This is a genomic window from Allofournierella massiliensis, from assembly GCF_004345265.1.
Taxonomy (GTDB): domain Bacteria; phylum Bacillota; class Clostridia; order Oscillospirales; family Ruminococcaceae; genus Allofournierella; species Allofournierella massiliensis.
The window spans coordinates 1-10900 of sequence record NZ_SLUM01000050.1; the positions used below are offsets into that span (position 1 = coordinate 1).

11 protein-coding genes are annotated in these 10900 nt (G+C 59.6%); 2 read left to right on the forward strand and 9 right to left on the reverse strand.

Annotation, left to right across the window (positions count from 1 at the left end):
* Positions 1-152: 152 nt before the first annotated feature.
* The 5 genes from EDD77_RS17265 to EDD77_RS17285 form a co-directional block, all read right to left on the reverse strand.
* Positions 153-1976, reverse strand: coding sequence for an ABC transporter ATP-binding protein (locus tag EDD77_RS17265; protein WP_058965726.1), 1824 nt, complete (start codon positions 1974-1976; stop codon positions 153-155).
* Positions 1976-4189, reverse strand: coding sequence for an ABC transporter ATP-binding protein (locus tag EDD77_RS17270; protein WP_058965724.1), 2214 nt, complete (start codon positions 4187-4189; stop codon positions 1976-1978). Before EDD77_RS17270 ends, EDD77_RS17265 begins: the two co-directional genes overlap by 1 nt.
* 82 nt (positions 4190-4271) lie before the next feature.
* Positions 4272-4766 carry a MarR family winged helix-turn-helix transcriptional regulator gene (locus EDD77_RS17275; RefSeq protein ID WP_058965722.1) on the reverse strand — a complete coding sequence of 165 codons (495 nt, stop codon included), beginning with the start codon at positions 4764-4766 and terminating at the stop codon, positions 4272-4274.
* Positions 4767-4954: 188 nt separating this feature from the next.
* The gene (locus tag EDD77_RS17280; RefSeq protein ID WP_058965719.1) at positions 4955-5272 is read right to left on the reverse strand and encodes a nitrous oxide-stimulated promoter family protein; all 318 of its coding nucleotides are present in this window, start codon (positions 5270-5272) and stop codon (positions 4955-4957) included.
* Positions 5273-5276: 4 nt separating this feature from the next.
* The gene (locus tag EDD77_RS17285; RefSeq protein WP_058965718.1) at positions 5277-5942 is read right to left on the reverse strand and encodes a helix-turn-helix domain-containing protein; all 666 of its coding nucleotides are present in this window, start codon (positions 5940-5942) and stop codon (positions 5277-5279) included.
* Positions 5943-6175: 233 nt separating this feature from the next.
* On the opposite strand from EDD77_RS17285, the gene EDD77_RS17290 reads away from it, so the two are divergent.
* Together EDD77_RS17290 and EDD77_RS17295 are read left to right on the forward strand one after the other, a co-directional pair.
* On the forward strand, positions 6176-6730 hold the full coding sequence (locus tag EDD77_RS17290; protein WP_058965716.1) for a DUF3793 family protein: 555 nt from the start codon (positions 6176-6178) through the stop codon (positions 6728-6730).
* Positions 6731-6766: 36 nt separating this feature from the next.
* Entirely contained in the window at positions 6767-7189 is a 423-nt protein-coding gene (locus EDD77_RS17295; protein WP_058965984.1) for a flavodoxin, read from the forward strand.
* A gap of 171 nt (positions 7190-7360) precedes the next feature.
* On the opposite strand, the gene EDD77_RS17300 is transcribed toward EDD77_RS17295, so the two are convergent.
* From EDD77_RS17300 to EDD77_RS18210, 4 genes are all read right to left on the reverse strand, one after another.
* The gene (locus EDD77_RS17300) at positions 7361-7801 is read right to left on the reverse strand and encodes an aconitase X swivel domain-containing protein (protein ID WP_058965714.1); all 441 of its coding nucleotides are present in this window, start codon (positions 7799-7801) and stop codon (positions 7361-7363) included.
* 1 nt (position 7802) lies between these two features.
* Positions 7803-9074: an aconitase X gene (locus tag EDD77_RS17305; RefSeq protein ID WP_058965712.1), complete on the reverse strand. Its 1272-nt coding sequence runs from the start codon at positions 9072-9074 to the stop codon at positions 7803-7805.
* A gap of 37 nt (positions 9075-9111) precedes the next feature.
* Positions 9112-9843: a class B sortase gene (gene srtB / locus EDD77_RS17310; RefSeq protein ID WP_058965708.1), complete on the reverse strand. Its 732-nt coding sequence runs from the start codon at positions 9841-9843 to the stop codon at positions 9112-9114.
* A gap of 131 nt (positions 9844-9974) precedes the next feature.
* On the reverse strand, positions 9975-10900 hold a 926-nt coding region (locus tag EDD77_RS18210), incomplete at its 5' end, for a MucBP domain-containing protein (RefSeq protein ID WP_207667963.1).

Below are 10900 nucleotides of genomic sequence, written 5' to 3' on the forward strand. Positions count from 1 at the left end.
TGACATTTCACTGCTTTTTCCACCTGTCTTCTTGTTTTCAAACAGAAAACCTGCTCTGGCCTGATTGCCAAAGCAGGTTTTTCTACAGGCTGAGGACCCCTGTCTCCTGACAGGGGTCCTTTTTGATTTGCCATGCTAAGACCGGAAAGGTCTTATTCCTCGCCGTTTGCGAACTGGCTGTTATACAGATTTGCGTAGAAGCCGCCCTTGGCAAGCAGCTCATTGTGGTTGCCGGTCTCCACGATGTCGCCGTCCTTCATCACCAGAATCATGTCCGCATCGCGGATGGTGGACAGGCGGTGGGCAATAATGAAGCTGGTCCGGCCTCTGGTCAGTTCGTCCATGGCCTTCTGAATGGCCAGCTCGGTGCGGGTATCCACGCTGGAGGTGGCTTCGTCCAGAATCAGGATCTTGGGATCCGAGATGATGGTGCGGGCGATGGTCAGCAGCTGCTTCTGGCCCTGACTGATGTTGCTGGCATCCTCGTTCAGAATGGTGTCGTAGCCCTGAGGCAGGGTGCGCACAAAATGATCCACCTGAGCAGCTTTGGCCGCGGCCAGCACATCCTCATCGGAGGCGTCCAGCCGGCCGAAGCGGATGTTCTCCCGAATGGTATCGTTGTACAGCCAGGTGTCCTGCAGCACCATACCGAAGGCGCTGCGCATATCGCCCCGCTCAAACTGGCGCACGTCGTAGCCATCCAGCAGAATGGCGCCGTCGCTCACATCGTAGAAGCGCATGAGCAGCTTGACCATGGTGGTCTTGCCTGCGCCGGTGGGGCCCACGATGGCCACCTTGGTGCCCGGCTGCACAATGGCGGAGAAGTCGTTGATGATGGTCTTTTCCGGCACATAGCCAAAGTGTACGTGGGCGAAGTAGACCGAACCGTTGATTTCGCTGCTGGGCACCGGCTCTGCGGTATCCGGCACTTCTTCCGGCTCTTCCAGGAACAGGAACACACGCTCGGCGGCCGCAGCGGTCATCTGCAGCTGATTGGAAATGTTCGCCAGCTGGGTGATGGGCTGGGTGAACTGGCGCACATACTGGGTGAAGGCCTGAATATCACCCACGGTGATGGTGCCGTTCAGCGAAAGGAAGCCGCCCAGCACACAGATGGCCACATAGCCCAGATTGCTCACAAAGTTCATCAGAGGCATCATCATGCCGCTCAAAAACTGGCTCTTCCAAGCGCTCTGGTACAGCTTTTCGTTCAGACCGTTGAAGGTCTCGATGCTCTCCTCCTGACCGTTGAAGGCGGTGACCACCACATGGGCGCCGTACATCTCCTCCACATGGCCGTTCACATGGCCCAGGTATTCCTGCTGGCGGCGGAAGAACTTCTGGCTGTGGCGCACCACATTCATCACAATGACCAGACACACCGGCAGAATGCAGATGGCCACCAGCGTCATCAGCGGGCTGATGGAAAGCATCATGCACAGTACGCCCACAATCATGGTCAGCTGAGTGACCACCTGAGAAAGGCTCTGGTTCAGCGTCTGGGTGACCATATCCACATCGTTGGTGATGCGGCTGAGCACCTCGCCGTGGGGTACCCGGTCAAAATAGGACATGGGCAGCCGGTCGATCTTACGGCTGATGTCGGTGCGCATGGCGTAGCTCACCTTGGTGGCGATGCCGGCCATCACCCAGCCCTGCACATACGAAAGCAGCGCGCTGAGCACATACAGCCCTGCCAGAAACAGCAGAATCTGACCAATGGCCCCAAAGTCGATGCCACCGGTGCCGGTGAGCATGGCGATCACGCCCTCAAACAGCTTGGTGGTGGCCTGGCCCAGAATCTTGGGCCCGAAGATGGAGAACACCGTGCCGCCCACAGCGCACAGCAGTGCGATCACGATGCTGGGCAGATAACGCCGCATGTAAGCCAGCAGCTTTTTCATGGTGCCCTTGAAGTCCTTGGCTTTTTCGCCCACGGCCATTGCGCCGGGGCCATGTCTCATCGGTCCTGCCATTATGCCAATTCCTCCTTCGAAAGCTGGCTTTCCGCAATCTCGCGGTAAGTCTCGCAGTTTTTCAGCAGCTCCTCATGGGTGCCCTTGCCCACCACGCGGCCTTCGTCCAGCACAAGGATCTGATCCGCGTGCATGATGGTGGACACACGCTGCGCCACGATGAATACCGTGGACTTTTCGGTGTAGCCCTTCAGCGCCGCACGGAGCTTTGCGTCGGTCTTGAAGTCCAGGGCAGAGAAGGTGTCGTCAAAAATATAGATGGGAGCCTGTTTTACCAGCGCACGGGCGATGGAAAGCCTCTGGCGCTGACCGCCGGATACGTTGGTGCCTCCCTGACTGATGGCGGTGTCCATGCCGTTTTCCAGCGTCTGGATAAACTCGGTGGCCTGGGCGATGTCCGCGCTTTCCTTCAGCAGCTCATCCGAAGCATCGGCCCGGCCGTAGCGCAGGTTGGTGGCCACGGTGCCGCTGAACAGCAGGCCCTTCTGGGGCACATAACCGATGGCATCGCGCAGGTCTTTCTGGCGCAGCTGGCGCACATCCACACCGTCCACGGTGATGCTGCCCTCGGTGGCATCGTAGAAACGGGGAATCAGGTTTACCAGGGTGGATTTGCCGGAACCGGTGGCGCCGATGAAGGCCACCGTCTCGCCCGGGCGGGCGGTGAAGCTTACATGCTCCAGCACGTTGGCATCCGCGCCCTCATAGCGGAAGGACACATCCTTGAATTCCACCACGCCCTTTACCGGATGATTCATCTCGGTGGGCTGCGCGGGGTCGGCCACGGTGCTCTCGCAGGTGAACACCTCGTTGATCCGCTCGGCAGAAACCGAGGCACGAGGCACCATGATGAACATCATACTGATGAACAGGAAACTCATAATCACCTGCATGGCATACTGAATGAAGGCCATCATATCGCCCACCTGCAGGTTGCTGGCGGCGATCTGCTTGCCGCCGAACCAGACGATCAACAGCGACAGGCCGTTCATCACCAGCATCATGAAGGGCATCATGGTAGCCATGGCCCGGTTCACGAACAGGGTGTTGCCGGTCAGATCCTTGTTGGCCTTTTCAAACCGGTTCTGCATGAAGGGCTGGTTGGAGAAGGCGCGCACCACCATCAGGCCGCTCAGCTCCTCCCGGCTCACCAGATTCAGCCGGTCGATCAGGGTCTGCATCTTCTTGAAGCGGGGCATGGCCACCGCAAACAGGGTGAGAATCAGGCCCAGCATCACGATCAGGGCCAGCGCCAGTACCCAGGCCAGATTCAGGCATTTGGACAGACCCATAATCAGGCCGCCAATGCCCATGATGGGGGCAAAGCACATCATGCGCAGGCCGATGCTCAAAAAGTTCTGCACCTGAGTAATGTCGTTGGTGGAACGGGTAATCAGGCTGGCGCCGGAAAACTGATCCATCTCGTTGTTGTTGAAGTAGCTCACCTTGCGGAACACATCCCGCCGCAGATCACGGCCCACACCTGCGCCCAGGCGCGCCATGCAGAAGCCTGCCGAAATGGCGCACACGGTAAGCAGAATGGCAAGACCCGCCATGCGCAGGCCAACCTTCAGGATGTAAGAAGTCTGGATGGCGTCGGTGTCTGCACCCAACTGGGTGTAAAAACTCTTGGTCAGCACCACGCCGGTCTGATCCAGCATGCTTTCGGGGGTTACCGCCGCGGTGGCAATGGCCTCGTTCAGCTGCTCATCCAGCGCGCCGCTTTGCAGCATGGCGGTGAGCTGAACCATGGCCTCCGCATCCAGGGTTCCACTGGCCTGCTCCTCGCTCTGGGTGGCGGAATCGGCCGGAGCCAGCTCCTCCATCATGCTTACCAGCGCATAGGCGGCCCGGTTAAAGGCCTCGTTCACCCCGTTTTCCGGGTCAGCAGCCAGAGCCAGATCCTCATCCCCTGCATTCGGATAGGTTTCCTTCAGGTCTGCCGCATCCTCCCGCTCGCTCAGGGGCTCATAGGCCGCGTTTACCAGAGCCTTGTCCTCCTCGGACATGAACATCTGCATCATGGCCATGGCATCGCTGTCAATCACCTCAGGCGCAGCCTGTGTGATGCCGCCCTGCTGCAGGCCCACGTTCACGATGTCGCTCATGTAGTTGGGCAGCGTCAGCTCCAGCATTGCCTGGCCGAACAGCAGCGCCACACCCACAAGCAACAGGCCCAGATAGGGCTTTAAATATCGCTTCAGTTTCAGCATACTCGTTTCTCCTTACTGCCAGCGCCGTCCGCAATCGGGCGGCAGCTGTTAAATTTGCTTTGTCTCGGTGAACACGCCGGGTTTATGGTGTGCCGAATTCCTCCTCCATGGCATCCGCCAGATAGTTAAAGGCTTCGATCACCTGTGCGGGTGTTCGTTCTCCCTGCCGCTCCAGCCGGGTCATCATCCGCTCCAGCCGCCGGAACATGTCCCGGCAGTTTTCCTGCAGCAGCGCGTTGCCCTGCCCGGTAAGGGCAATCCACATCGTGCGCCGGTCGCTTTCGTCCGGCGTACGGCACACATAGCCCAGCTCCTCCAGCCGCCGAATCCTCTGGCTCACCGCCGGCATGCTCTGGTTCATCGCCTTTGCCAGTGCCGACAGGGTCATGGGTTCATAAGGGTCAACGTGCGGGCATTTCCCGCCAAACGCATCCGCCCCCTTGTTGTGCAGCGTCATCAGGGTGAAAAACTGCGATTTGTTCAGCGTTTCGCTGGGGCTGGCGTTCTTCCAGGCCCGCCGGATGCGGTCCATGGCACGCAGCATCTGCAGCGCGTTGCTGTTTTCCATTTCCTTCATTTTATCCCCCATTCTCGACTGACTTCGTCAGTTGTTATCTATATTAATTATGTTACTTAAGTATTTTATTCATCCCGGACCATTCTGTCAATATGTCCAATCTCTTTTCATAATATTTTTACATTTTGCCGGTTTTGGGGCAAAAAACCCCCCGATCCATGCGGACCGGGGGGTTCGACTGTCAGGTTTCAAAGCGACCGGGTCAGTACCAGATGGCGCACCGCCGCCACCGGATCGTGCAGCAGCATCCGGGGGCCTGCGTAGCGCATCACCTGCTTCATCTGCTCCCGCAGCTGGGGTTTGTAGCAGGGCCGGGGGCAGGCGCTGCAAAAGGTTTTTTCCGCCATGCGGGGGCAATGCTCGGTGCGGGCGTGCGCATAAGCGGCCAGGGCCTCACACTCCGGGCACAGGCAGCCTTTTTTGCTTTTATGCTGTCCCCTGCAGTAGATCTCGATCATTTTGCGCACTATTTCCTGCTCGGAGCGGCGTTTTCGTTCCAGTTCCATCCCCTCACCCCGCTTTCTGCCGGGTGCGCAGCTGGCGGCGCCAGGTGCTGGGTGCTACGCCGTTGTGCCGCCGGAAGGTTGTGGCAAAGTAGGCCGCACTGCCAAAGCCGCACTGCTCGGCAATCCGGTCGATGGAAAGACCGCTGTGGCGCAGCAGATGCTCCGCCCGTTCCAGCCGTTGAGCGGTCACATACTGGGAAAAGCTCTGACCGGTCTGGCTGCGGAACATCCTGCACAGATAGCATTTGCTCACAAACACATGCTTTGCCACTGTTTCCAGTGTGAACGGCTCGCTCAGATGGGTGGCAATGTAACAGCAGGCCATGCGGATGTGGTCATCCTGCCGGCCATCCTCATTCATGCGGCGGATGTACTGGCGGATCATCTCGGCCCCATGCCCTTCCAGCGCCTTCTGGGGCAGCGTGCGGGTATACATTTCCCGGCTGGCATGGCGGAACTCCGCCGGAGCGTTCCCCTGCACCCGTAAAATATGGTCGTAAAGGCTCTGGCTCAACGCCTCCAGCATGGCACTGCGCTCGGCAGCTTCCTCCTCGCGCAGCAGCCGGGCCTTTTCCGCCCACAGCTCCAGCGCACGTTCCTCCTGCCGCTGCTCCACTGCCGTGCAAATAGCACGATGATCGTAAATAGCCTGAAGCAATTCCCGGTTCATGGTTCTCTCTCCTTTTATATGGAAGGCGATGTGCGCCCTTCGCTTCATTAGTTAGTCGCTTCTAACTTTGTGATTAGTATAAACTAACCGGAGTGGAATGTCAACCGCCCCTCGTGCGATTTTTTGAAAGAACCAGCCACGATTTTGAAGGCGTCCGCATCAGGAACGTGCTATAATGCAGTCAAGTTAGTTGAAGCTAACCGTCATCAATCCCCGGAAAGGAGCCGCCCGCCATGCCACTGGACCGTTACCTCATCGACCATTGTTCCCCCACACTGGCCAATCTGAAAACCGCCAATCTGTTTTCCTGCCGTTACAGCAGTCAGGAACAGCTGGCCGCTCAGGTTCTCGGCTGGCACCGGGCGCTGGAGCCCAAGGGCGTTTGCCTGCGGCTGCTGCGTGCCAAAAACGGCTGCGCACTGATCTATGTCTACCGCCCGCAGCGGCTGGCCTGTGATCTGTGCAAACCGGGGGTTCCGGAATTTCTGGCCCGCGAGGGCTATACCAACCTGAGCCCTGACGCCGCGCTGGAGCATCTGAGCCAGCGCCTTTGTACTCAGGACGCTTTTCCCCATGAGATTGGCCTGTTTCTCAGCTACCCGCTGGGAGACGTGCAGGGCTTTATTGACAATGGCGGCGCTCACTACAAGTGCTCCGGCTGTTGGAAGGTCTATTGCAACGAATGCGAGACCGCCAAGCTCTTTGCCAAATACCAGAAATGCCGGGGTGTTTACTGGCGGCTGTTCAGCGGCGGGCGCAGCATTCTGCAGCTCACCGTAGCCGCCTGAAGCATTTTTCATTTTCCCGAAAGGATGTGTATCATGATGAGCAAAGTTGCAGTTGTATATTGGAGCGGAACCGGAAACACCGAACAGATGGCCGCTCAGGTGGCCGAAGGCGTGCGTAACGCAGGCGGCGAGGCCGTTCTGCTCACCGCCGTAGAATTCGGCCCGGATCAGCTGGCTGAATATGACGCCGTGGCCTTCGGCTGCCCCTCCATGGGTGCGGAGCAGCTGGAGGAGGGCGAGTTCGAACCCATGTTCACTGCCTGTGAGCCTGAACTGAACGGCAAAAAGCTGGGCCTGTTCGGCTCCTACGGCTGGGGCGACGGCGAGTGGATGCGCATCTGGCAGGCCCGCTGCGCGGATGCCGGTGCCAACCTTGTGGCAGAAGGCGTGATCTGCAACGATGCGCCGGATGCCGAAGCGGAAGCTGCCTGCCGTGGGCTGGGCGCTCAGCTGGCCTGATTCGGCCCGGGGGCAGCCGCACCGCAATTGCTCCCATTTGTAAATTTGACATTTCCCAATACCATATGTATTCTTCCTTTTTCAGCTCTCAAGCAGAGAAAGACCGCCGGGTGCCTGCAAACCACCCGGCGGTCTTTCTCTTATCTTCTGTTTATTGGCAATACCGGAGCATCAGCCCACAGTCACGGTTCCGTCCTCTTCCACGGTGATGGGGTCGCCGGTTTTCACCGCCTGCAAAAACTCCTCGCCCAGGCTGTCCACCGTGGGCATGGGGTTCTCGCTCCAGACGCCCGCCAGAATTGCACCGGCCGCGGCCAGGCTGTCGATGGGCTGGCTGAACAGCAGGCAGGCGGGCTGACGGCCCATACAGGCGGCGGTGTACAGCACCATGCCGCCGGTGGTGGAGCCGATGGTCATGGGCAGGCACAGCGCCTTACCCGCCATGGGCTTCTGGTACAGATCCGGGTTGTTCTGATCGGAACAGGTGGCGTTTTTATCCCCGAACATCAGGCTTTTCTGGAAGCTGGCCAGGGTGTTGAAGCCCCCGTGGGAAACCAGAGCCTCCGCCTTTGCCTTGCCCGGCACCACCGGGCGGCCCTTGAACTGTTTCATCTCAGCACTCCCCTTTCACCATGATCCGCAGCATCTCGGCGTCGGTGTAATAACGGGCCGAGGAATAGGTGCGCAGCTTGTTGGAGCTGGTAGCCACCGGCATCTTGCCACACAGCGGATTGTTCATGTACATCAGCGGGCAGATGGAGGAAAGCACCACGCCCGTGCCTTTCAGACGACCGGCCGCAGGTGTTTGCTCAAAGGCTTTGGCCACCGCGGGTGCTGCGGTGAACACGGTGGGCACCGCAACGGTTTTCCGGCCCGCCTGCTCCAGCGCGGCGCACAAGTCATCGGCCCACTGGTTCAGCTGCTCCAGCGAAAGATGGGGGCAACCCACAAAGCAGAGCTTCGGCTTGGCGTTCGGATCCTTCCAGATGCAGGGATAGCCTGCCCGTACCCGCTCCAGTTCCGCATCGTCGATCACATAGACCTTCGCATCCGGCCGGACGAGCGCCCTGCCCTGCTGGCAGGCCTCCGGGGTGATGCCCTCCACATGGTACAGGCCCACCGCGCCGTTGCTGGCGCTGGCCGCGCCCATGTCCTTCAGGTAGGCTTTCGCTGCGTCATCCAGCTGGCCGCCCAGCCACTGATCCAGCCCGCGGATGTAGGGCACATCCTCCATCACCTTCATGCCGATGGCGCTGCCCAGAATCTGAGCCTCCGGTCGGCGGCTGGTTTTCACCTCCACCACCCAGCTGGCCATGCGGCCTTCATCGGTGAGCAGTCCAAACTTGGGCACGCACCCGGCAATGGAGCCGAACAGCTCCAGAATGCCGGAATTTCGGTTGCAGCGGGCGCCCAGCACGCTGTTGGCATAGACCACCGCGCTGGATTCCGCCCAGCTCAGGATTTCCCCCTGCTTTGGCTCATTTCCCACCTGGGGCAGATAGCAGGTGCAGGTGAAGGCGTCGTTTTCCACAAGGCCCAGCTGCCGCAGCTGCGCCTCGTAGTCCGACTGCTTGGAATACATGAATTTGAACACCAGCTTCTGCAGCAGGTTTACCGGCACAGCCGGATCCAGCGGTCGGGGATCCACGCTGAATTTCTGGCCGTTCACTGCGCCGCCTTCAATCAGCTGATCCATCAGGTCATACACCGGCTTCATCATGGAAAGGCCAAAGCTGGTCACCAGATGCCCTTTCTCCGCCGTCACCGGGATCATCTCCTCGGCGCCAAAGGCCTCGCCGTACATCACCAGCGTTTTCATTACCTTGGCCAGAATTTCACCCTTTGCGCCGTCCAGCATGGCCTGCTGGTACGGGGTCAAACGCATTGCCATTGCTCCTCACGCTCCCTTTATTTTCTTCCCCTCAGGGCAACTCCACCGCTTCGGCCCGGCGGGCATGTGCCACAATCCGGTCGTTGCCGTCGTCGGTACAGGTGCTCAGGGTAAGTACATGGTCATCAGAATACACCGTCACGCCAGTATCGTACAGGCGTGCCTCCCGCAAGGTTTTTAAAAACGCGGTGTATTCATCCCGCACCACAAAGCCCACCGTGTAAAGAGGATCGTCCGGCTCCGCTTCATGGATGGAGAACAGCTGGTAGCGCCAGGCCCCTTCCGGCGTGTACAGGGTAAACCAGCCGCCGTTTTCCGCAAAAAAGTCCGGGTCCAGATATTCCTTCAAAGGCGCAAACATGGTGCCGTTGCGCATGTTGTGGCCGTATACAATGGCGTGCAGATCGTCCAGGCTCTGGTTGTTGCCCTCCAGAAACAGGGTGCCTGCCTGGTTATAGCTGCCATCCCACAGACGACGCAGATAATAGCTGTTGTCGCCGCTGTACACAATGGGGTAGCTGATTTCCACCGAATCAAAATCAATCCAGCCAATGATGTCCGGGCCTTCCTCCCTCAGCGCGTCAAAATCGATGTCCAGCGGAACAAAGCCTTCTTCCTGTGTTTCCTCCACAGGCTGCACCGCCTGCTGCTGTAACTGGTCGTAGCGGTCGGTGCCTGTCTTGTAGTCCCACAGACGGTAGGCAGTCACACCAAGGGCACACAAAATCACCAGCACCAGAAGAATCCGTATAAAATCCAGCAAACCGAACCTTCTCTTTGTTTGCTTTGCGGGTGCGGGCATGGGCCACTCCCCCTTTCTGATCAATAAAAAAGCCGGCTGTGAACAGGCGTTTTTGCCTTCACAGCCGGCTCTGTTTTATTTTACTGCTTGAATCACTCGCCGTCAACGTTCTTGCGGCGGTTGATCGCCCACACGATGGCCGCGATCACCACAATGGCCAGCGCCGCGCCGCCCAGTACCATGGGCATCATGCTGCCGTTTGCGTTCTCGCCGGGCAGGTTTGCCTGCGGGGTGCTCTCGTCCGGGATCTCCACGTCCTCACCACCGGGGGTGTTGTCGCCGCCCGCCTGCGGGGTGTTATCCTCGGGGATTTCCACGGTATCGCCGCCGTCACCGGCGCCTGCACCGCCAGCGCCTGCGCCACCGGCTCCGCCGGCACCGCCCGCGCCGCCGCCTGCAACAGCCGCGCCGCCCACAACGGTCTGGTCCTCATACTCGGTGATGGTGCCACCCGGCACGGTCACGGTCTCGGTCACGTTGTTCACGCCCGCGGTGTAGTAGAAGGTCACCACGTTCTCGTCCGCGTTGGCGGAAACGGTCAGCTGCTGGCTGGCCACCTCGGCGGTGTAGTTCTCGATGTTGTTCAGCGCGTAGAAGGTCAGGTTCTGGCCCACAGGAGCGGAGCCCTGCAGGGTGGGAGCCACCTCCGCGCCGGTCTCACGGTCCAGATACTGCACCGTAAAGATCGCATCCTCGGTGCTGGCGCGCAGGGTGTACTGGGCCACCGCATCCAGGTCGCCGCCGGCGGTACCGCCGGTGTAGCCCTGGGCCGCATCGGTCACAAAGTAACGGGATGCGTCCTCGTTCATCACAATGTCGGTCAGCTGAGGCGCGTTGGGAAGGGGATCGCCCTCGTCCAGCTGCACCGCCACCGCGCCGGTGGCTTCACTGGTGCGCACCTCACCGCAGGCCTTCAGGCCATCGATGAAGGAATCGGTGAACCGGCCGTGCTCACCGGGGCGGAAGGTCACCACATAAGTGGTGGGTTCGGTGGAGGAAGTGTCGCCTTCTGCCGCCA

What these genes read in the sequence shown, in the direction of transcription:
- EDD77_RS17265 (WP_058965726.1), bottom strand. Translation starts at nt 1,976, where the DNA reads ATGGCAGGACCGATGAGACATGGCCCCGGCGCAATGGCCGTGGGCGAA.
- EDD77_RS17270 (WP_058965724.1), bottom strand. Translation starts at nt 4,189, where the DNA reads ATGCTGAAACTGAAGCGATATTTAAAGCCCTATCTGGGCCTGTTGCTT.
- EDD77_RS17275 (WP_058965722.1), bottom strand. Translation starts at nt 4,766, where the DNA reads ATGAAGGAAATGGAAAACAGCAACGCGCTGCAGATGCTGCGTGCCATG.
- EDD77_RS17280 (WP_058965719.1), bottom strand. Translation starts at nt 5,272, where the DNA reads ATGGAACTGGAACGAAAACGCCGCTCCGAGCAGGAAATAGTGCGCAAA.
- EDD77_RS17285 (WP_058965718.1), bottom strand. Translation starts at nt 5,942, where the DNA reads ATGAACCGGGAATTGCTTCAGGCTATTTACGATCATCGTGCTATTTGC.
- EDD77_RS17290 (WP_058965716.1), top strand. Translation starts at nt 6,176, where the DNA reads ATGCCACTGGACCGTTACCTCATCGACCATTGTTCCCCCACACTGGCC.
- EDD77_RS17295 (WP_058965984.1), top strand. Translation starts at nt 6,767, where the DNA reads ATGAGCAAAGTTGCAGTTGTATATTGGAGCGGAACCGGAAACACCGAA.
- EDD77_RS17300 (WP_058965714.1), bottom strand. Translation starts at nt 7,801, where the DNA reads ATGAAACAGTTCAAGGGCCGCCCGGTGGTGCCGGGCAAGGCAAAGGCG.
- EDD77_RS17305 (WP_058965712.1), bottom strand. Translation starts at nt 9,074, where the DNA reads ATGCGTTTGACCCCGTACCAGCAGGCCATGCTGGACGGCGCAAAGGGT.